Source organism: Kosakonia sp. H02, from assembly GCA_030704225.1.
Lineage (GTDB): Bacteria > Pseudomonadota > Gammaproteobacteria > Enterobacterales > Enterobacteriaceae > Kosakonia.
Genome location: CP131915.1, coordinates 732100 through 754153, shown reverse-complemented (window position 1 = coordinate 754153; position 22054 = coordinate 732100). Strand labels below are relative to the sequence as shown.

Below are 22054 nucleotides of genomic sequence, written 5' to 3'. Positions count from 1 at the left end.
CGAGGTTGTAATGAAAAATTTGTTAATACAAAAAATTCAAGAAAGAAAAGCTGTGATTGGGATCGTAGGACTTGGCTATGTTGGTCTGCCTTTAATGCTGCGGTTTGCTGAGGTTGGTTTCAAAGTAATTGGTTACGATATTGATCAGAAGAAAATTGACGATCTAAATGCTGGTAAAAGCTATATTGAACATATTAAGGCAGAGAGCATTGTTGAAGCTAAGCATCGGGGATTTGAGGCAACGTCTGATTTTTCCAGAGCTGGTGAGGCTGATACGCTTATTCTTTGTGTTCCTACGCCATTAAATAAATATCGAGAGCCAGATCTTTCATTTGTTATCAATACTACCGATGCATTAGTACCTTATTTGAGAGAAGGACATTTTGTTTCACTCGAATCTACTACTTACCCAGGTACCACTGATGAAGAATTGCTTCCGCGTATTGAATCGCGAGGATACAAAGTCGGTGATAATATCTTTTTATGCTATTCGCCTGAGCGCGAAGATCCGGGCAATCCAAACTTTACAACTCGTACGATCCCTAAAGTTTGTGGTGGTGTAACAGCAGCTTGCCAGGAAATTGGGCTTGCACTTTATGGTTCTGTCATTGATCAGGTTGTTCCGGTATCCAGTACTCGTGCCGCAGAAATGACTAAATTGCTAGAAAACATCCATCGAGCTGTCAATATTGGTCTTGTGAATGAGATGAAGATTGTGGCAGACAAGATGAATATTGATATTTTTGAAGTAATCCGTGCGGCTGCTACTAAACCATTCGGCTTCGTTCCTTATTACCCTGGTCCAGGTCTAGGTGGACATTGTATACCAATTGACCCTTTTTATCTGACATGGAAAGCTCGTGAATACGGCCTCAATACCCGATTTATCGAACTTGCGGGTGAAGTTAACTCATCTATGCCTGATTGGGTTGTGGATAAAGTTGTCCATGCACTAAATATGAATAAACAATCTGTAAACGGTAGCCGGATACTTATTTTGGGTATTGCATATAAGAAAAATGTGGATGATATGCGTGAAAGTCCATCAGTTTTTATTATGGAAAAACTTCGCGATTTGGGCGCTGAAATATCTTATAGCGATCCGCATGTACCTGCATTCCCTACAATGCGTGAACATCATTTCGATCTCGAAAGCCTTCCTATTACTGAAGAAAATTTAAAGACATTCGATTGCGTTGTTATCGCTACCGATCACGATAAATTCAACTACGAGCTGATTCAGATGTATTCGAAATTTATCGTTGATACTCGTGGTAAATTTAATAAAGAAACCAACAATGTCGTTAGGGCGTAAAATGAATAATATTATTTCTGATAGAAAGATAAAATTTGCGCTAGTTGGATGCGGACGTATCGCAAAAAACCACTTTGCATCGCTTGAGAAGCATGCTGATCGCGCCGAATTAGTTGATGTCTGCGATATTGATAAAAAAGCACTTAGTGAGGCAGTGTCGAGTACTGGTGCTAAAGGGCACCAAGATATTGATGCCATGTTGGTAAACTCGGATGCTGATGTGGTTATTCTCACTACCCCGTCAGGTTTACATTCTATACAGGCAATTAAATCCTTTTCCGAAGGTTTTCATGTTATTTCTGAAAAGCCGATGGCAACACGTATGGAAGATGGGCTTGCTATGGTAAAGGCGGCGGATGAAGCTAATCGGCGTCTCTTTGTGGTTAAACAAAACCGACGTAATGCAACCCTCCAATTACTAAAAGATGCAGTTGTAAAAGGACGTTTCGGCCGTATCTATATGGTGAATGTGAATGTATTTTGGACACGGCCACAAGAATATTACAATGCTTCCTCTTGGCGCGGAACCTGGGAATATGACGGTGGCGCTTTTATGAATCAAGCAAGCCACTATGTCGACTTACTTGAATGGTTGATAGGACCGATTGAGAGCCTGTTCGCTTATACTGGTACACTGGAGCGTAAAATTGAGGCAGAAGATACCGGATCAGTGGCGGTAAAATGGCGCTCTGGAGCGATGGGGAGTATGAACGTTACTATGCTTACGTACCCGAAAAATCTTGAAGGTTCTATTACTATTCTGGGTGAGAAAGGTAGCGTACGCATTGGTGGCGTTGCGGTCAATGAAATCCAGCATTGGGAATTCGCTGAACCACATCCAATGGACGAACGCATCAAAGACGCAAGCTATCAAACAACAAGCGTATATGGTTTTGGGCATCCCCTTTATTATGACAACGTCATCAATGTCCTCAACGGTACAGCAGAGCCGGAAACGGACGGAAGACAAGGCTTAAAATCTTTGGAAGTGTTATCTGCAATTTACCGTTCGGCGCGCGATGGAAAACGCGTAGGTCTGCCGCTGGATCTTTGATGAATTATTTACCTCATACGTATTTATTGGGATTTATATGACATATACAGTTCATGATACAGCGATAATTGATCCTGGTGCAACTATTGGCGCAGGCACCCGAGTTTGGCATTGGACTCATATTTGCGGTGGTGCGCATATTGGGGAAAATTGCTCCTTCGGTCAAAATGTATTTGTAGGCAATGACGTAAAAATAGGTAATAACGTTAAAGTTCAAAATAACGTTTCTATCTATGATGCCGTATACCTTGAGGACGACGTATTTTGTGGTCCGAGTATGGTATTCACTAATGTGTATAACCCGCGCTCGCATGTACTGAGAAAAAATGAGTATAAGCCTACCATTATTAGAAAAGGTGCTACGATTGGCGCGAACGCCACAGTTGTATGTGGTAATGAAGTTGGTGAATATGCATTCATAGGCGCTGGTTGCGTCGTTAATAAAAACGTCAAGCCTTTCGCAATAATGGTTGGAGTACCAGCCCGACAGATTGGGTGGATGAGCCGCCATGGTGCTAAATTGGATCTTCCTTTGACTGGCCAAGCAGAAGCTATTTGTCCGGATACAGGTGAAAAATATCTGTTAACGGATGATTGTGTGGCTTTAGTGGAGTAAATTATGGAGTTCATTGATTTAGGTGCGCAGTACAAATATCTTAAGTCTGAAATTGATTCGGCAATTAATGATGTACTGAGAAAGGGAAATTATATTTCTGGTGAGCAAGTTAGTCGGCTTGAACATGAATTGAGTAGTTATGTTGGTGTTAAACATTCTATTACCTGTGCGAATGGGACAGATGCTTTAACACTAGCTTTGATGGCAATGGGAGTAAAAGAGGGTGATGCAGTTTTTTGTCCTACTTTTACTTTTTTTGCTACGGCTGAAGCTATTGCATTTGAAAATGCAACGCCAGTTTTTGTTGACTCTGAAGAGGATAGTTTTAATATTTGTCCGGTCGATCTGGAAAGCAAAATACAAAAAACCATCTCAGAAGGTAAACTAAAACCCAAAGTTATAATCTCTGTTGACTTATTTGGCTTGCCAGCTAACTACGATGCAATAAACTCAATTGCAGAGAAATATAATTTACTCGTTATTGAGGATGCCGCTCAGGGCTTTGGTGGTACTTTCAAAACGAAAAAAGCAGGTTCTTTTGGCCATATCGCCACAACAAGTTTTTTCCCAGCGAAGCCGCTAGGTTGCTATGGTGATGGCGGTGCTATTTTTACGAATAACAGTGAATACGCGACTTTAATTCAATCACTACGCGTTCATGGCAAAGGTAATGATAAATACGACAATATCAATATTGGTATGAACAGTAGGCTTGATACAATTCAGGCCGCTATTCTTCTTGAAAAAATTAAAGTTTTCCCACAAGAACTTATTGCTCGGAATAAATTAGCGGCTAGATATTCTAAAGTGCTCGCAGATAAATATAAAGTTCCTACTATTGCCGATGGGTATTACAGTTCTTGGGCGCAGTACACTATCTGTTTGGAAGATCGTGAAGCTGTAATGGCTAAATGCAAAGAGGCCGGTATTCCAACAATGGTTTACTATGTTAAATGCCTTCACTTGCAAAAAGCGTTTCACTATCTCGGATATAAGGAAGGTAATTTTCCTGTTGCTGAAAAATTAAGCAAACAAGTATTAAGTCTGCCAATGCATCCATATATGACAGAAGAAGTATTTGCCAAGATCATTTCTGCATTATGAGTCGTTATCAATACATAATGAAGTCAGTCTTTTTTAGGAATGTTTTTACGCTGATGTTTGGAACATCGATTGCGCAGCTTATTCCTATTTTGATTAGTCCGGTTTTGACACGTGCTTATACCCCAACTGAGTTTGGGGTATTTGCCACTTTTACCACTCTTGCTACCATTATCGGTACTATTGCAACTGGTCGTTATGAACTTGCGATCACGCTACCACGAAATCTAACTAAAGCGCTCTCAATAGTAATATTTTCGTTTTCGATAACTATCTTTGTGAGCTTATTATGGTTGTTTTTTTTCCTTTATTTTCGTCTGGAAGTTGCACAATCCATAAAGAATGAATTAGTTGCGCCATGGTTAACGTGGGTGCCTATATTCGCTTTTTTTTATGCTGGTTATCAAATAATTAATTATTGGCATAATCGGCAAGCGAGATTTAAAGTTCTGGCGATTAGTCGAGTCTTTCAAAGTATCATCACTGGCACAGTTCAGTTGTTAGCCGGGATATTACAATTTGGAATTGGTGGACTCGTTGCAGGCGTTGTTATTGGGCAAATGTTTTCCTTTATTTGGTTATTAGCAAAAGCAAAGCAAGATTGGAGCAGCTTGATAGGCTATGTTTCAATGCGCCGTGTATTATTCCAAGGGAGGGAATATGTTAACTTTCCACTCATTGATGGCCCGACAAGTCTATTAAATGTATTTTCTTCGCAATTGCCCAATATCTTATTTGCGATATTGTTCTCACCATCATATGCAGGTTTTTATTTTTTAACTCAACGCGTTTTGCAGGCACCTGTGACATTAATTTCAGGAGCTTTTCTTGATGTATTTAAACAAAAGGCAAGCGAAGAATTTAGTCGCTTTGGGCATGCAAAAAATATTTATAAAAAAACTTTCGTTGCCCTGTTCTCAATATCAACTATACCTGCAATTATTGGTTTTATTTTTCTTCCTGTACTTTTTAAATTTTTCTTTGGAAAGTCATGGTATGAAGCTGGTGTCTTTGGTCAGATTTTGATTCCAGCTATTTATATGCGGTTCGTTGTTAGCCCGCTAAGTTTTATTATTTATATAGCTCAAAAGCAAAAATGGAATTTGATTTGTATGATTTTATTGTGCTGTGGAGTAACTTTTTCTCTTCTTTACGGGGCAAATGCTACTGATGCAGTGGTTGGTATATCTGCCAGCTATGTGATTTATTACATAATGCACCTTATGATATCTATGAAACTAGCCGGTTTTTTTACAAAAAAATATCGGTAAAATATCACTTGTAATTACGGTATACTATGATATTGATCATTTTGATAGTGGTGTTGCTATCCTGTTTTCTGTTTAAGCTTGCGGCAGGATCAATGTCGCTTGGACAACTTAATATTATATCTGTAATATTTTATTATAATATTATAGTGAATTCATTATTAGGCGGGATCTTTATATATTATACAGACGTGTCGAATCCTGTTTTGGATAAAGTCAATAATGAGAGTCGTACTCTCGGTCTCTATTTGATTTTATATACAATGATTGCTTTCCCAATAGGCGTCTTAATTGCGAAACTATTATTCTTTCGCATCGGTGATGTAGGTTTTCTCCAACGTTACCAATCTAAACCACTCATAGGATTAATTCCAGGCCATAATAAATTGACTCGTCTGACGCTTACAGGTCTTACAACCGTATGTTTTATGGCTTTGTGTTATGTGACTTTTTCGATAGGTATCGTCCCGCAACTTTCATTGTTGTCGCATTTGTCTCATGAAGAAATTCTGCGCATCCGGGTTATGAATTCACGTGCTTTTCCAGGTTTGCTTTTTATAAAGACCATATTTTTCGAGCAGTTAACGCCGTTGTTATCATTAGTTGCTTATGCATGTTATCGACTTACGAAGGCACATTATGATAGATGCATTTTCATTCTTCTTTTTGTCATGTCTATCTATGTTGTGACTTTTTCGCTTTCTAAGTCCACACTTGTTGTTTATCTAGCCTTCTTTTTATTTATGCATATTTATATGGTTGGCCGGATCCCTGTACTAAGATTTTTTATCTTGAGTGTTGCGCTATTAATACTACTTATAATTATGTTTTTTGTGATTACTGAACAATCAGTCGGAGATGTGGTTGCTTATTTAGTAAACAGAATGTTTATTGATCAAGTTTCAGGTATGTACTTGATGTTACAGATGTTTCCGGATATTTATTCATTTATTGGATTCGATTCGTTATCAAGTACGATTTCTGAACTTATTGGTAATGATATGATTCAACCGTCGACTCGCTTAGCTATGGAATACGCGTTTCCAGTTGCTGTTGCTGAGGGTAAAATGAATTTACTCAGCACATTGTTTATAGGTGAAGCGTGGGCTAACTTTGGTTGGTTTGGTGTAATATTATCGCCATTCTATGTAGGGTTAATAACGGGAGTTGTATATTATTATACTATGGCGAAAAGGAAAACCCCGTTACTCCTGGCTTTCATTACATATTGCAGTTTTGGTACTAATTTTTCCTCCCAACTAAATTTATACCTTTATAATTCAGTAATGCTTGCTTTAATCTTTATTTTATTGGCTTTTTATTTGATTTCTGTAGGCATGGGACTGTTATTGATGAAGCATTATCCTACGTCAGGCAGATGATGCATCATTTGCTAAATTTTCATATGCTTTTATAGAGTAGTATATTTAATTTTGTAGGCTTGCTCGCTAAAAATTCTAATGGCTATTATTATATGGGATCGGTACTAATATCAGATGCTTGGACTAAATTTAATAAATCAGTGATAGCCGTTGTGAAATCTTTCTTCTAAAAAAGCCGAGGTGTCATTTTAAGAAATAATTAACAATACTTGGTAGTATTAAGACGCAAAAAATAGATGAAATATTGTATATTAATAAGCTATGCGAACTTGTAGTTGCTGTGGTAACAGAAGTCAATAATTGGTAATCCGCAAGCCAATGCTTCTGCCATGTTCAGTGTTGATGTGATATTAGATGAGGTATGGTTTTTATAGATGTTTGCCCAAACATCCACAGGTCTGGTTTTAAATTCTTTCTTTATTTTTTGTATATGTAGATATTTGTTACAAAATTAATTTATTTTCAAAACTACAGCGAATGCCTAATTTCTGCGGCAATGGAAAAACCTGTGAGTTTATTGTATAGCGTCTCTTGGCAACTCTCTGATGCTTTTTTGCTGGCTCCGTTAAGTTAGGAAGTAAGCGGTTATTGGTTTTTTATCATATTTTATGGGTAATTAATGAAAATTGCATATTTAATCAGACATGATATTACAAAAAACGATGGTGTAACAAAAAAAATTCTTGGGCAAGTTCGGGAATGGGAGCGTATGGGCGCAGACATCAAAATTTTTGCGTATGTTCCAAAAAAAGGTAATTCTATGCTGCCTGCTCATCAGCATATTATGCAGGGTGCAATTATAAGTCGCATCCTCCCGGATATGGAATTGTTATCTGAGCTGAATATATTCTCACCTGATATTGTTTACTTTCGATACGATACGTGGAGTACGACTATCAGCAGGATAATGTCCAGATATACATCCATTGCTGAATTGAATACCCTTGACCTATCAGAATTTCATTCGCTAATAAAATTCGAAAAAAATATTAAATCAATAATTCGCTATGTTGCTTATAAATTTTTTCGAGGCTTGGTTCTTAAAAAAGTATCAGGCATCGTTTCTGTTACTTACGAGATAAAAAACGATCTAAGCAACAGTAAATATGGTAAGCCGTCCGTTGTAGTTCCAAACGGAATAGCACTTGATACATACAAAACAATAAAACAAAGTGTTTATTCTAATTTGCGAACCGGGCTGTTTTTTATCGGTACGCCTGGGCAACCATGGCATGGTGTTGATATTATTGAACAGTTAGCACGTCAATTACCTGAAATGGACTTTCATGTGGTTGGGATTGAAGGGGATAATTTACCCAATCTTTACTATCATGGTTATCTAAATACTCAGGAATATATAGCCATTCTAGCAAAATGCGCGGTCTGCATCGGTACTTTAGGACTTCACCGCAAAAACATGGTAGAAGCCTGCCCTCTAAAAGTACGGGAGTATTTGGCTTATGGTTATCCTGTTATCTTGGGATATCAGGATACCGCCTTTATCGAACAACAGTTGCAACCAGATTTTGTTCATTTTATTGATACTTCTAAAGATATAACCCCAGAAGCAGCTGCTGCCTTGAAAAGGTTTATCGAAGATAATAAGAATAAGGTTGTTCCTACAAGTAAAATAGAATTCCTTGATACAAAGTTCCTCGAAAAGAAACGTTATGAATTCTTTTCCCATGTTCTTGCAAATAAAAAATGACTTGAGAGAAATAGTTTTGAACAATGATCTTCTAGTAGAGATTCTTCTTCCTGTCTATAATGGCCATAAATATTTGGCTGAACAGCTTGATTCCATTTTTAACCAAACATATAAAGACATCCGCGTGCTGATACGTGATGATATGTCAAATGATAATTCTCTTGATATCATCAATGAATACTATCAACGATATCCAACACAAGTGATATATTTTCGAGGAGAGGCAAATTTAGGGTCGTCTTTGAGTTTCGCTGAGTTATTGAAATATACTTCAGCAAATTTTGTTATGTTTTGTGACCAGGATGACGTGTGGCTTCCAAATAAAGTTGCTGATTCTGTCAATGCAATTATGGATGAAACACTCTTTATTTCCGACATCCGATGTATCTACACGGATTTGATCATTGTTGATCAGCAACTGAACATTATTCATCATTCAATGCGGAAAATCCTAAAAATTACGAATGAATCTAATGATTATCGTGATTACCTGTGTCTAAGCCGGGTTACGGGATGTACTATGATATTGAATCGAGCAGCAGTTAATTGCCTTTCCTTATATCCGCCACCATCACGACAGATCGTTCATGATCACTGGTATGTTGTTATTTTATCCATATATGGCGAAGTGGGATTTCTCAATAAGCAAACCATTCTTTACAGACAACATGCTAATAATCAGGTTGGTGTCAAGAAAATAACACTCACTTATCTCTTGAGGAAGGTTAAGTCATTCATTGCTACTTACAATTATGATATGAAAATTAATAATAATCTTCCAGAGGAATTCAGAATTAGTATATCGCAGTGGTTTTTTAGGAAAATAAAATTGAATTTAATTCGATTATTTTGATTCTTTCCTCATGTGCACATTATTAAAACGGTTTTCTTAGGATGAAAAAAATTTCTGTAGTTGGAATTGTGGGGTTACCCGCCGCATATGGTGGTTTTGAATCCTTGGTTGAAAATCTTACCCGTTTTGCAGAAGTTGGTATGAGTTATCACGTGTTTTGTTCTTCAAAACAACACTCATCCGATTTAAAAACGCATAACGGTGCTTCATTGGAATATATACCTTTAAAAGCGAATGGTGTGCAAAGTATTTTATATGACATTGTTTCCATCTTCAAATCGATAAAAGCTAAACCTGATGTGGTTCTTATTCTCGGAGTATCAGGAGCCATTGCAATACCGTTATTAAAATCATTTACTCGCAGCAAAATTATTACAAATATTGATGGGCTTGAATGGAAAAGAGAAAAGTGGGGGAAGCTTGCCAGACTTTTTTTGAAATTTTCTGAATCGTTTGCTGTTAGATATTCAGATGTCGTCATTACTGATAATCAGGCGATATCCGAATATGTCATGAAGGAATATACGCGTACGAGTACTGTCATTGCCTATGGCGGAGATCACGCCTTGTTGACAGATGTCGATATCGACGTAAATAATGAGCAGCCTTTTTATTTAACTATTTGTCGCATCGAACCGGAGAACAATATACATCTTGTTCTTGAGGCCTTCGCTGGTTCGGTTGAAAGAATTAAGTTTGTAGGCAATTGGTCTTCAAGCAGTTATGGACGCAGTCTGGTTGATGAATTTGGCAGATATTCTAATATAGAACTTATTGAGCCCATCTATGATATTAATAAACTTTATAAATTAAGAATGGCATGTAAAGGATATATTCATGGTCATTCAGCTGGTGGGACAAATCCATCTTTGGTTGAAGCTATGCATTTTGCTAAACCTGTTTATGCTTTTGATTGCAACTTCAATCGATATACAACCGAGAATCAAGCTTTATATTTCAAAGATGGCATGAGTCTACGAAAACTATTAAATGTGCCTCTGTTAGATACTGAAAAAATGGCCCTGGCGATGAAGGAAATAGCTTCTCGCCGATATATGTGGGAAATCATTACCCGCCAGTACGAATCCCTGTATTGATTTAGTGATGTCTAATACCTGATGTATTGTTAGTTCGCTTACTGCGCTTTGACATTAATTAGAGCATCTTCCACTACACAACCTTTCGTCACCTGAGTTAACATCTCTGGCACATTTCAAGCCGCGCATGCCGCGGTGACCACACCTGACAGGAGTATGTAATGTCCAAGCAACAAATCGGCGTTGTTGGTATGGCCGTGATGGGGCGCAACCTGGCGCTGAACATCGAAAGCCGTGGCTATACCGTTTCAGTCTTCAACCGCTCCCGCGAAAAAACCGAAGAAGTGATTGCCGAAAACCCGGGCAAAAAGCTGGTTCCTTACTACACCGTGCAAGAATTTGTCGAATCCCTGGAAACCCCGCGCCGCATTCTGCTGATGGTGAAAGCAGGCGCAGGTACCGATGCTGCGATTGATTCCCTGAAACCGTATCTGGATAAAGGCGACATCATCATTGATGGCGGTAACACCTTCTTCCAGGACACTATTCGTCGTAACCGCGAACTCTCAGCGGAAGGCTTCAACTTTATCGGTACCGGCGTTTCCGGCGGTGAAGAGGGTGCCCTGAAAGGCCCGTCAATCATGCCTGGTGGCCAGAAAGATGCGTACGAGCTTGTTGCGCCGATCCTGACGAAAATTGCCGCCGTTGCCGAAGATGGCGAACCGTGCGTCACTTACATCGGTCCTGACGGTGCCGGTCATTACGTGAAAATGGTGCACAACGGTATCGAATACGGCGACATGCAGCTGATCGCAGAAGCCTACGCGTTGCTGAAAGGCGGCCTGAACCTGTCAAACGAAGAGCTGGCGAAAACCTTTAGCGAGTGGAACGCGGGCGAGCTGAGCAGCTACCTGATCGACATCACCAAAGATATCTTCACCAAGAAAGACGAAGAGGGTAAATATCTGGTTGATGTTATCCTCGACGAAGCCGCGAACAAAGGCACCGGTAAATGGACCAGCCAGAGCTCGCTGGATCTCGGCGAACCGCTGTCGCTGATCACCGAATCCGTCTTTGCACGTTATATCTCTTCTCTGAAAGAACAACGTGTTGCCGCGTCGAAAGTGCTGTCTGGTCCGCAGGCTAAACCGGCTGCCGACAAAGCTGAATTTATCGAGAAAGTCCGCCGTGCGCTGTACCTCGGTAAAATCGTCTCCTACGCACAGGGCTTTTCTCAACTGCGTGCTGCGTCAGACGAGCACAACTGGGACCTGAACTACGGTGAAATCGCGAAGATTTTCCGCGCAGGTTGCATCATTCGTGCCCAGTTCTTGCAGAAAATTACCGACGCCTATGCCGAAACACCGGCTATCGCAAACCTGCTGCTGGCTCCGTACTTCAAGAAAATCGCTGACGATTACCAGCAGGCGCTGCGCGATGTTGTGGCTTATGCGGTACAAAACGGTATTCCGGTACCGACCTTCTCGGCAGCCGTTGCTTACTATGACAGCTACCGTTCCGCCGTCCTGCCTGCGAACCTGATCCAGGCGCAGCGTGACTACTTCGGTGCGCATACCTACAAGCGCACGGATAAAGACGGCGTATTCCATACGGAATGGCTGGATTAATCCGATAATCATTCGTTTGGTTTATACAAGCCCGGTTGTTGCAGTCGGGCTTTTTTTTCGTCGAAACCGTGGTTTTATCGGGTAAGTGCTGGCCGGTTTTCAGAGAAATGCCAGCAAAATCACACCTGGACACTTTTCTTACCCGCGATTTGTCTTATTGACACTTTCTCAACGGAAGAGGTAAAAACCCCAACAGTTATTGATATAAAACGGTGGCGATGGGATCGCCATCACCGCTTTCATACACTCACAAAAGTTGCTTATCGAATGAAAATAACAATCTCCGGAACAGGATACGTTGGCTTATCAAACGGGATCCTTATCGCGCAGAACCATGAGGTCGTGGCGCTCGATATCGTGCAATCCAAAGTCGAGATGCTGAATGAGAAGATTTCGCCGATCGTGGATAAAGAGATCCAGGAGTATTTACAGAATAAGCCGCTGAATTTCCGTGCGACAACGGACAAGCACGACGCCTATCGCGGTGCTGATTATGTCATTATCGCCACGCCGACGGATTACGATCCGAAAACCAACTATTTCAACACCAGTAGCGTAGAAGCGGTGATTCGCGATGTCCACGAAATCAACCCGCAGGCGGTGATGATCATTAAATCCACCGTCCCGGTGGGTTTCACCCAGTCAATCAAAGAGACGCTGGGCATTGATAACGTTATCTTTTCGCCAGAGTTCTTGCGTGAAGGCAAAGCGCTGTACGACAACCTGCACCCATCCCGTATTGTGATTGGCGAGCGCTCTGAGCGTGCCGAGCGTTTTGCCGGGCTGCTACAGGAAGGCGCAATCAAGAAAGAGATCCCGGTGCTGTTTACCGACTCTACCGAAGCCGAAGCGATCAAACTGTTCGCTAATACCTATCTGGCAATGCGTGTGGCCTACTTTAACGAACTCGACAGCTACGCTGAAAGTCTGGGGCTTAACACCCGCCAGATTATCGAAGGTGTCTGCCTTGATCCGCGCATTGGTAATCACTACAACAATCCTTCATTCGGTTATGGCGGTTACTGCCTGCCGAAAGATACCAAACAGTTGCTGGCTAACTATCAAGCCGTGCCGAACAATATCATCTCGGCCATCGTTGATGCCAACCGTACGCGCAAAGACTTTATTGCGGATTCCATTCTGGCGCGCAAACCGAAAGTCGTGGGCGTTTATCGTCTGGTGATGAAGAGCGGTTCTGATAACTTCCGCGCATCATCGATTCAGGGGATTATGAAGCGTATCAAAGCTAAAGGTGTGCAGGTTATCGTTTATGAGCCGGCGATGCAGGAAGATGAGTTCTTCCATTCGCGCGTAGTACGTGACCTTGATGCGTTCAAAAAAGAAGCGGATGTCATTATCTCAAACCGCATGGCGCAAGAACTGTCGGACGTTGAAGAGAAAGTGTATACCCGCGATTTATTTAATAGCGACTAATTGTAAACACGAGACGACAAAGCGGCCCTGAAGGGCCGTTTTTTATTCATTGAGAAAAATAGACATGCAATTTGCTGTTGGACCCGTACTAATGGTCAAATCTTGTGCGTTGAAATTTATTTACACATAATCCTATAGCAAAAAAAAAGCGAACCGCTAAACTCGCGCTCTATAATTCTTTTTTTGCGCTTCTCATTTAGGGTAGCTATGACAAACGAAAAAAATGACCTGACTATCAGGAACAGCAATGACGTCGAGCAAATTGATTTAATTGATGTTTTGATGCAAATCTGGCGCGGTAAATGGATTGTCGTTCTCTTTATCGTATTCAGCCTGGTTATCGCTGGTATTTACCTGGCTTTTGCAAAAGAGAAATGGACTTCCGTCGCGGTGATCAGTTCCCCCGATGCCGGGCAAATTGCCGATTACACCAGCGCGATGAGTGTAATAAGTAATAACAATAATTTTGATATCGACGGCACCCAGCAACGGGTTATCGGGCGTTTTAATGCCGCTTTTTCCGCCCTCGCTGAAACTCTGGATAACCAGACTATCCCCGAAAAACTGTCGATCAGTACCGCAGTGCAGGGGCAGCCTCTGCCACTGAAAGTCACTTATCAGGGGTCTTCAGCAAAAGAGGCGCAGCGAAAGCTCGCGGAATATATACAAAAAATTGATTTGTTAATCGCAAAAGAGCTGGTTTCTGATTTAAATATCAATATTAAATCGCGTGCTCAGGATCTGGTTGAGTCGCTTTCCACGCAGGAAAAAGTGGCTCAGGAGCAGAAAGATCTGCGCATCAAACAAATTTCGCAGGCGCTTGCTGTGGCGAAAGAAGCAGAAGTGCGCTCTCCCCAAGTGCAGCAAACGGAAAATGTGTCGCAGGACACGATGTTTCTGCTGGGCAGCGCGGCGCTGGAGTCGATGATCAAGAATGAGTCTTCCCGACCGCTGGTTTTCTCTGATGATTACTACAAAACACGGCAAAACTTGCTGGATTTGCAGACCATCTCGATCAAACCGAACAGCATCCACAGCTATCGTTATGTAATGAAGCCGACATTGCCGATTCATCGCGATAGCCCACGTAAGGCGTTGACCGTGATTCTGGCCTTTATCCTGGGTGCCATTGTAGGTTCTGGTTTTGTCCTGACGCGAAATGCGTTGCGAAGCTACCAGCCGAAAGCGTAAATACGAAAAACCGGGCATTGCCCGGTTTTTTTACGTCTGCTACTTGCTATTTATGTCGTTTTCGCAGGTTCTCAATGACCGTTGTCAAATCCAGTTGCTGATCCTGCAACAGCACCAGCAGGTGATACATCAAATCCGACGCTTCATTGGTCAACTCTTCGCGGTCATTTACCGTTGCCGCCAGGGCTGTTTCGACGCCTTCTTCACCCACTTTCTGCGCGATGCGCTTGGTGCCGCTGGCATACAGTTTGGCGGTATAAGAGCTTGCCGGGTCGGCGGTTTTGCGCGCCGCCAGCAGTTCTTCAAGCTGATAGAGGAACAGCCACTGGTGGCTGGTCTCGCCAAAGCAGCTTGAAGTGCCTTTATGGCAGGTGGGGCCAATCGGGTTAACCAGCACCAGCAGCGTATCGTTATCGCAGTCCGGCGCGATATTCACCACATTCAGGAAGTGACCGGAGGTTTCTCCTTTGGTCCACAGACGTCCTTTGGTGCGGGAGAAAAAGGTCACTTTGCCGCTTTCCAGCGTTTTTGCCAGCGCCGCTTCATTCATATATCCCAGCATTAACACTTCGCCGGAAACCGCATGTTGCACCACGGCGGGCAGCAGTCCGTCAGTTTTTTCCCAGTCCAGTTGGGCCAGTTGTTGCTCTGTTAACATACCCTGATCTCCACGCCCTGGCCTGCCAGGTACGCTTTTAATTCACCAATATTAATAATCTGCTTGTGGAACACCGACGCGGCCAGCGCGCCGTCGACATCGGCATCGCGGAAGGCGTCGAGGAAATGTTCCATCGTACCCGCGCCGCCAGAGGCAATGAGCGGAACATGGCAAACCGCGCGTACTTTTTTCAGTTGCTCAAGATCGTACCCGTTACGCACGCCGTCCTGGTTCATCATATTCAACACAATTTCCCCGGCACCGCGTTTTTGCACTTCCTGCACCCAGTCCAGCGTTTCCCACTGCGTTACGCGGGTGCGGCTCTCATCGCCGGTATATTGATTAACGTGATATTTGCCCGTGTCGGCGTCAAACCAGGTATCAATGCCGACCACAATGCACTGCACGCCAAAGCGGTCCGCCAGCCGGGTAATCAACTCAGGATCCGCCAGCGCCGGGGAGTTGATGGAGATTTTATCCGCGCCGAAAGAGAGAATTTTTGCGGCGTCTTCCGCAGACTTAATCCCGCCCGCCACGCAGAAGGGAATATCAATCACTTCTGCCACGCGCGACACCCAGCTTTTATCCACGACGCGGCCATCGCTGGAGGCGGTGATATCGTAAAACACCAGTTCATCTGCGCCTTCTTCGGCGTAGCGTTTTGCCAGCGGCACAATATCGCCGATGATTTCGTGATTGCGAAACTGCACGCCTTTCACCACCAGGCCATCACGCACATCAAGACAAGGGATTATCCGTTTTGCCAGCATTGAATGGCCTCCTTCACAGTGAATTTACCTTCCAGCAGCGCGCGCCCGACAATCACGCCGCGCACACCGGTGCCGCGCAGGGCGGCAATGTCATGCAAATCGCCAATACCGCCGGAAGACTGGAACGCAACCTGCGGCCAACGCGCACCAATCTCTTCGTACAGCGACACATTTGAGCCTGCGAGCGTGCCGTCGCGAGAAATATCAGTGCACAACACATGTTGCAGCCCAACGGTGAGATAGGTGTCGACCAGCGCGTCAAGCGTCACACCGGAGTTCTCCTGCCAGCCGCTGATGGCCACCTGTTTAGTACCCTGGTCATCAATACGCACATCCAGCGCCAGCACCAGTTTGTCTGCGCCAAAGCGGCTAAACCAGCCTTTCACCATTTCAGGGGATGTCACAGCCGTGGAGCCAATCACCACGCGGGCAACACCGGCATCCAGCAGGGCGGCAACATCCTCTTCTGTGCGCACGCCACCGCCAACCTGTACCGGCACATTCACACCCGCCACCAGTGTTTTCAGCAGCGGGATCTGGCGACGCGCCGGATCTTTCGCGCCGGTTAAATCCACCAGGTGCAGCACTTGCGCGCCCTGGGCGGCGTAATCCTGCAAACGCGGCAGCGGGTCGTTGCCGTAATCCCGCTGTTGGGCGTAATCGCCCTGATGGAGACGCACGACGGTGCCGTCGATCAAATCTAAAGCCGGAATAATCATCACATCTCCAGGAAATTTTTCAGCAACAGCGCACCCGCGCGACCGGAGCGTTCCGGGTGAAACTGCACGCCATAGAAATTGTCTTTCTGCACGGCGGCGGTGAAGGGTTCGCCGTAATCGCAGCGGGCGATGGTGCTGGCATTCACCGGCATCGCGTAGCTGTGGACAAAGTAGAAATACGCGCCATCCTCAATGCCCTGAAACAGGCGATGGCCCGCTTTCGGGTAAACCTGGTTCCAGCCCATATGCGGCAGCGGCAGGCCGACATCTTTCATTTTCGGCACATCTTCATTGATGATGCCCAGCAGATCCACGCCGCGCGTCTCTTCGCTAAAACGCCCGAGCAGTTGCATACCGAGGCAGATACCGAGCACCGGTTGTGTGCAGGCTTTGACTAATTCAATCAAATCGCGCTCGCGCAGTTGATCCATCGCCGCTTGCGCAGTCCCCACGCCCGGCAGAAACAGTTTGTCGGCGCGCAGCACCACATCCGGATCGCGGCTTACCAGCGGATCGTAGCCGTGGCGCGCGATGGCAGATTTCACCGAGTTGAGATTGGCGCAGCCGGTATCAAGGATCACCACATTCATCACAGCACTCCTTTTGAGGAGGGAAGGGTATCGCCTTCCACGCGGATCGCCTGGCGCAGCGTACGGCCAAACGCTTTAAACAGGCTCTCCACGCGGTGGTGGTCGTTTTTGCCTTTGGTTTTCAGGTGCAGCGTCAGCGCCATGGTGTAAGAGAGCGAGCGGAAAAAATGCTCGACCATTTCGGTGCTCAAATCGCCGACGCGCTGATAGGTAAATTCGGCTTTATATTCAAGGTGCGGGCGACCAGAAATGTCCATTGCGCAGCGAGCCAGGCACTCGTCCATCGGCAGCACAAAGCCAAACCGGTTAATGCCGCGTTTGTCGCCAAGCGCCAGTTTCAGGGCTTCACCCAGCGCCAGGCCGGTATCTTCCACGGTATGGTGATCGTCGATATAGAGATCGCCTTTCACCGCAATTTCCATACGAAAACCGCCATGGGTGGCGATTTGATCCAGCATATGGTCGAAGAAACCGACACCGGTGTTGATCTTGCTACCGCCTTCGCGATCGAGCCACACTTTAACGTCAATCTGCGTCTCTTTGGTGTTGCGCTCCACATGCGCGTAACGGTCGCGGCGGGTAAGCTGCTCGCCGATCATGGCCCAGTTCAGCGTCTCGCGGTTGTAGCGCAAACCGCCAATCGCCATGTTGTTCGCCAGTTCAATGTCGGTCGCGCGATCGCCAATAACGTAGCTGTTGGCGCGATCCAGCGCGCCGTCTTCAAGCCAGCGCTCGACCATCTTCACTTTTGGCTTGCGGCAATCGCAGGCATCGGCTGGCAGGTGCGGGCAGATCAGCACCTCTTCAAACGAAATGCCCTGCGAGGTGAAGATCTGCATCATCAGGTTATGCGGGCCATCAAAATCTGCCTGCGGGAAGCTGCTGGTGCCCAGACCGTCCTGATTGGTGATCATCACCAGTTTGTAACCCGCTTTTTGCAAGGTCAGCAGCACCGGGATCACCGCTGGCTCAAAGGCCAGCTTGTCGAATTTATCCACCTGAAAGTCAGTTGGCGGCTCGGAAATCAGTGTTCCGTCACGGTCAATAAACAGGTACTTCTGGCTCATACTTGCTCCGCACGTAAAGCGTCGATGACGCGCTGGCTCTCTTCACGGGTGCCGATGGTGATGCGCAGACAGCCGCTTAAAGAGGGTTGCTTGTTCTGGTCTCTCAGGATAATGCCCTGATCCCACAATGACTTAAACACCGCACTCGATGCGGTAAAGCGCACAAGAATATAGTTGGTTTCTGAGTCGAATACCTGTTCAACGCAGGCGATTTCCCGTAACGCGCTAACCAGATACTGCCGCTCGGCAAGGATCTGCGCCACCCGCTCGCGCATCGCCACAATCCCCTGCGGGCTGAGCGCCTGCGCGGCGATATCTGCCACCGGCGTGGAAAGCGGGTAAGGGGCGATCACTTTCAACAGCAGGTTAATCACCTCTTCATTGGCGAGGGTAAAACCGCAGCGCAGGCCTGCCAGCGCAAAGGCTTTTGACAGGGTGCGCAAAATAACCAGATGCGGATATTCACTCAGCCAGCCTGCCAGCGTCGCCTGCGGGCAGAACTCAATATAGGCTTCATCGGCAACAACAATCGCCTTGCCGCGCGTCATCTCCAGCAAGGCGCGTATATCCTGCGGATTGATGATTTGCCCGGTCGGGTTGTTGGGGCTGCACACATACACCAGCTTAACGCCGTCGAGTTTGTCGGCGATGCCCTGCAAATCCAGTTGCCAGTCTTCACGGGCAAATACCGTGCGATATTCCACACCGAAGGTTTCGGCGCTAACGCTGTACATGCCGTAGGTCGGCGGGCAAAACAGCACCGCATCCTGGCCCGGTTCGCAGAACGCCCGGATCAGTAATTCTATGCCTTCATCCGCGCCGCGGCAGGTCAGCACCTGCTGCGGTTTCAGGCCCGCATACTGAGCGTAGTTTTCAATCACCGCTTTCGGCTGACACTCCGGGTAGCGGTTCAGTGACTGTTGCGTCAGGTCAAAGGCGACCGCCGTCGGGAATTCATTGGCATTCAGCCAGACATCCCCTTTGCCGCCAAGACGGCGGGCAGACTGGTAAGGCGTCAGTTCGCGCACATTTTTGCGCGCCAGATCTTCAATGCTCATGCTTGCTCCTTCAGCGCCTTGACGCGCAGGGTAACGGCGTTTTTATGGGCGGTCAGACGTTCCGCCGCCGCCAGCGTTTCAATGGTGCTTGCAAGGCGCGCAAAACCCTCGCGCGAAAGTTCCTGCACCGTCATGCGTTTCTGAAAATCTGCCAGACCGAGGCTCGAGCAGGTGGCGGTGTAGCCGTAAGTCGGTAAAACGTGATTGGTGCCGGAGGCGTAATCGCCAGCGGATTCCGGCGACCAGTCGCCAAGGAACACGGAGCCTGCGCTGGTGATGCTTTCTACCAGCGAGCGGGCATCGCGGGTCTGAATAATCAGGTGTTCCGGGCCATATTGATTGGAAATCGCCACGCACTGCGCCAGATCGCGCGCCACAATCAGGCGGCTGGCCGAGAGCGCCTGGCGGGCGGTTTCTGCGCGAGGTAAATCGGCTAACTGGCGTTCGACGGCTTGCGCCACGCGTGACGCCATGCTGTTATCCGGCGTCAGCAAAATGACCTGCGAATCCGGGCCGTGTTCCGCCTGGGATAACAAATCCGAGGCGACAAAATCCGGGGTTGCGCCGCTATCGGCAATCACCAGCACTTCAGACGGGCCAGCCGGCATATCAATGGCCGCACCGTCCAGACGCTGGCTGACCTGGCGTTTTGCCTCGGTCACAAAGGCGTTGCCTGGCCCGAAGATTTTGTCGACTTTCGCCACGGACTCGGTACCAAAAGCCAGGGCGGCAATCGCCTGTGCACCGCCGACTTTAAAGATCTCCTGCACGCCACAAAGTTGCGCGGCGTAGAGAATTTCATCGGCAATCGGCGGCGGTGAACAGAGCACCACTTTCTGGCAACCGGCAATGCGTGCCGGGGTTGCCAGCATCAACACCGTGGAGAAGAGCGGCGCGGAGCCGCCAGGAATATAGAGGCCGACCGAGGCAATCGGGCGGGTCACTTGCTGGCAGCGTACGCCGGGCAGGGTTTCCACATCGATGGTCTGCAATTTTTGCGCCGTGTGGAACGTGTCGATGTTCTTCACCGCCACCGCCATCGCCTGTTTGATCTCATCATTCAGGCGGGCGCTGGCGTCTGCAATTTCTTGCGCGGTCACTTTCAGCGCATCGACCTCGGTTTTATCGAATTTTGCGCTGTACTCGCGCAGCGCATTGTCGCCGCGCGCTTTTACCGTATCGAGGATCTCAACTACCGTGCGGGTAATACTCTCTGATGCGGAAATCGCCGGGCGCATCAGCAGGGCGCGTTGCTGCTCTTCGCTACAGCTGTTCCAGTCGATGATGGTGTTAAAGCTCATAATCTTTTTCCTTTATATGCCTGACGGGACCGTAGGCCGGGTAAGGCGAAGCCGCCATCCGGCAATCGCTGCGCTTTACTCCATCATCTTCTCAATCGGCAGCACCAGAATGGAACTCGCGCCGAGGGCTTTCAGTTTTTCCATGGTTTCCCAGAACAGTGTTTCGCTGCTCACCATATGCATCGCCACACGCTGCTGATCGCCCGCCAGCGGCAGAATGGTCGGACGTTCAGCGCCTGGCAGCAAGGCAATCACCTCGTCCAGACGCTCGCTCGGTGCATGCATCATGATGTATTTCGACTCACGCGCCTGAATCACGCCCTGAATACGGGTCAGCAGTTTGTCGATCAGTTGCTGTTTGGCCCCGGTCATTTCGCCGTCGCGCTGAATGAGGCACGCTTTCGAGCGGTAAATCACTTCCACTTCGCGCAGGCCGTTGGCTTCAAGAGTGGCACCGGTGGATACCAGGTCGCAAATCGCATCGGCCAGACCGGCGCGTGGAGCCACTTCAACCGAACCATTTAACAAACAGGATTTAAAAGAGACGCCTTTCTGATCCAGATAGCGTTTCAGCAGGTGCGGGTAAGAGGTGGCAATGCGTTTCCCGTCCAGCGCCAGCGGGCCATCCCATGCTTCATCAACCGGGGTTGCCAGCGATAGGCGGCAACCGCCAAAATCAAGGCGACGCAGCGTGAAGTAACGCGGATCTTCGCCCTGCGCACGGCGGGTCAGTAACTCTTCTTCTAAGACGTTTTCGCCGATAATGCCCAGGTCAACCACGCCATCCATCACCAGGCCTGGAATGTCATCATCACGTACGCGCAGAATATCGATCGGCATATTTTCCGCCAGGGCAATCAAACGCTGGGTGTGCAGGTTGATCTTAATGCCGCAGCGGGCCAGCAATTCGCGTGAGTCATCACTCAGGCGGCCTGATTTCTGAATAGCTATGCGTAAGCGCGAGTTGTCTAACATTCTGTTTTCCTCTGTATCCTGCTGAAATTTGTCCAAAAAAAAGCCCCCGGAAGGCGATCTTCCGGGGGCTTTCTCTGCGTTCATGCACCACTGGAAGATCTGAATGTCTTCCAGCACACATCGCCTGAAAGACTAGTCAGGGTGATGGTGATGATGGTGGTGTTTAAATTGAACGCGGGTCATAAAATTCTCGATGAATGTTTATTCATATGTTGGCAATTACCGTAAACCAGGTTGGTCGCCAAAGGCAAGGGCTTTTTTTATGATTAAATCATTTCATATACATTCTATGAATTGTCAGTTTTCCAGTGCTGGCGTAGCCTTAAACA

The 22054-nt window shown here is 46.3% G+C and carries 21 protein-coding genes and 1 other annotated feature; of the genes, 12 read left to right on the top strand and 9 right to left on the bottom strand.

Features of this window, described 5'->3' with window-relative positions:
- Positions 1 to 10: 10 nt before the first annotated feature.
- From Q5705_03705 to wzzB, 12 genes are all read left to right on the top strand, one after another.
- Positions 11 to 1315: a nucleotide sugar dehydrogenase gene (locus Q5705_03705; protein ID WLI77675.1), complete on the top strand. Its 1305-nt coding sequence runs from the start codon at positions 11 to 13 to the stop codon at positions 1313 to 1315.
- A 1-nt stretch (position 1316) separates the two neighbouring features.
- Positions 1317 to 2369, top strand: a complete 1053-nt coding sequence (locus Q5705_03700) for a Gfo/Idh/MocA family oxidoreductase (GenBank protein ID WLI77674.1) — start codon at positions 1317 to 1319, stop codon at positions 2367 to 2369.
- Positions 2370 to 2406: 37 nt separating this feature from the next.
- Positions 2407 to 2985: a DapH/DapD/GlmU-related protein gene (locus Q5705_03695; GenBank protein WLI77673.1), complete on the top strand. Its 579-nt coding sequence runs from the start codon at positions 2407 to 2409 to the stop codon at positions 2983 to 2985.
- A gap of 3 nt (positions 2986 to 2988) precedes the next feature.
- Positions 2989 to 4089, top strand: coding sequence for a DegT/DnrJ/EryC1/StrS family aminotransferase (locus Q5705_03690; protein ID WLI77672.1), 1101 nt, complete (start codon positions 2989 to 2991; stop codon positions 4087 to 4089).
- The gene (locus Q5705_03685; GenBank protein WLI77671.1) at positions 4086 to 5357 is read left to right on the top strand and encodes an oligosaccharide flippase family protein; all 1272 of its coding nucleotides are present in this window, start codon (positions 4086 to 4088) and stop codon (positions 5355 to 5357) included. The genes Q5705_03690 and Q5705_03685 overlap by 4 nt, the downstream gene beginning before the upstream one ends.
- Before the next feature lie 92 nt (positions 5358 to 5449).
- Positions 5450 to 6736 (top strand): hypothetical protein, encoded by a 1287-nt coding sequence (locus Q5705_03680; GenBank protein WLI77670.1) that lies wholly within the window; start codon positions 5450 to 5452, stop codon positions 6734 to 6736.
- Between the two features lie 619 nt (positions 6737 to 7355).
- A complete protein-coding gene (locus Q5705_03675; GenBank protein WLI77669.1) occupies positions 7356 to 8444 on the top strand; it encodes a hypothetical protein in 1089 nt (362 codons plus the stop codon).
- A complete protein-coding gene (locus tag Q5705_03670; protein ID WLI77668.1) occupies positions 8407 to 9297 on the top strand; it encodes a glycosyltransferase family 2 protein in 891 nt (296 codons plus the stop codon). Before Q5705_03675 ends, Q5705_03670 begins: the two co-directional genes overlap by 38 nt.
- Positions 9298 to 9338: 41 nt before the next feature.
- Complete coding sequence (locus Q5705_03665) at positions 9339 to 10394, top strand: DUF1972 domain-containing protein (protein ID WLI77667.1); 1056 nt, start codon at positions 9339 to 9341, stop codon at positions 10392 to 10394.
- A 161-nt stretch (positions 10395 to 10555) separates the two neighbouring features.
- Positions 10556 to 11962, top strand: coding sequence for an NADP-dependent phosphogluconate dehydrogenase (gene gndA, locus Q5705_03660; GenBank protein WLI77666.1), 1407 nt, complete (start codon positions 10556 to 10558; stop codon positions 11960 to 11962).
- A gap of 267 nt (positions 11963 to 12229) precedes the next feature.
- On the top strand, positions 12230 to 13396 hold the full coding sequence (ugd, locus tag Q5705_03655; protein ID WLI77665.1) for a UDP-glucose 6-dehydrogenase: 1167 nt from the start codon (positions 12230 to 12232) through the stop codon (positions 13394 to 13396).
- 207 nt (positions 13397 to 13603) lie between these two features.
- Complete coding sequence (gene wzzB / locus Q5705_03650) at positions 13604 to 14587, top strand: LPS O-antigen chain length determinant protein WzzB (GenBank protein ID WLI77664.1); 984 nt, start codon at positions 13604 to 13606, stop codon at positions 14585 to 14587.
- Positions 14588 to 14633: 46 nt separating this feature from the next.
- Here wzzB and hisIE read toward each other — a convergent pair whose 3' ends face one another.
- From hisIE to hisL, 9 genes are all read right to left on the bottom strand, one after another.
- Positions 14634 to 15245: a bifunctional phosphoribosyl-AMP cyclohydrolase/phosphoribosyl-ATP diphosphatase HisIE gene (hisIE, locus tag Q5705_03645; GenBank protein WLI77663.1), complete on the bottom strand. Its 612-nt coding sequence runs from the start codon at positions 15243 to 15245 to the stop codon at positions 14634 to 14636.
- Positions 15239 to 16015: an imidazole glycerol phosphate synthase subunit HisF gene (hisF, locus tag Q5705_03640; GenBank protein WLI77662.1), complete on the bottom strand. Its 777-nt coding sequence runs from the start codon at positions 16013 to 16015 to the stop codon at positions 15239 to 15241. The genes hisIE and hisF overlap by 7 nt, the downstream gene beginning before the upstream one ends.
- A complete protein-coding gene (hisA, locus tag Q5705_03635; GenBank protein WLI77661.1) occupies positions 15997 to 16734 on the bottom strand; it encodes a 1-(5-phosphoribosyl)-5-[(5-phosphoribosylamino)methylideneamino]imidazole-4-carboxamide isomerase in 738 nt (245 codons plus the stop codon). The genes hisF and hisA overlap by 19 nt, the downstream gene beginning before the upstream one ends.
- A complete protein-coding gene (hisH, locus tag Q5705_03630; GenBank protein WLI77660.1) occupies positions 16734 to 17324 on the bottom strand; it encodes an imidazole glycerol phosphate synthase subunit HisH in 591 nt (196 codons plus the stop codon). Before hisH ends, hisA begins: the two co-directional genes overlap by 1 nt.
- Positions 17324 to 18391, bottom strand: a complete 1068-nt coding sequence (gene hisB, locus Q5705_03625; GenBank protein WLI77659.1) for a bifunctional histidinol-phosphatase/imidazoleglycerol-phosphate dehydratase HisB — start codon at positions 18389 to 18391, stop codon at positions 17324 to 17326. Before hisB ends, hisH begins: the two co-directional genes overlap by 1 nt.
- Complete coding sequence (gene hisC, locus Q5705_03620; protein WLI77658.1) at positions 18388 to 19449, bottom strand: histidinol-phosphate transaminase; 1062 nt, start codon at positions 19447 to 19449, stop codon at positions 18388 to 18390. The genes hisB and hisC overlap by 4 nt, the downstream gene beginning before the upstream one ends.
- Positions 19446 to 20750 (bottom strand): histidinol dehydrogenase, encoded by a 1305-nt coding sequence (hisD, locus tag Q5705_03615; GenBank protein ID WLI77657.1) that lies wholly within the window; start codon positions 20748 to 20750, stop codon positions 19446 to 19448. Before hisD ends, hisC begins: the two co-directional genes overlap by 4 nt.
- A 75-nt stretch (positions 20751 to 20825) precedes the next feature.
- Entirely contained in the window at positions 20826 to 21725 is a 900-nt protein-coding gene (gene hisG, locus Q5705_03610) for an ATP phosphoribosyltransferase (GenBank protein ID WLI77656.1), read from the bottom strand.
- A 34-nt stretch (positions 21726 to 21759) separates the two neighbouring features.
- Positions 21760 to 21882, bottom strand: a sequence feature (His leader region).
- On the bottom strand, positions 21858 to 21908 hold the full coding sequence (hisL, locus tag Q5705_03605; GenBank protein WLI78959.1) for a his operon leader peptide: 51 nt from the start codon (positions 21906 to 21908) through the stop codon (positions 21858 to 21860). Its footprint overlaps the feature before it by 25 nt.
- Positions 21909 to 22054: the final 146 nt, after the last annotated feature.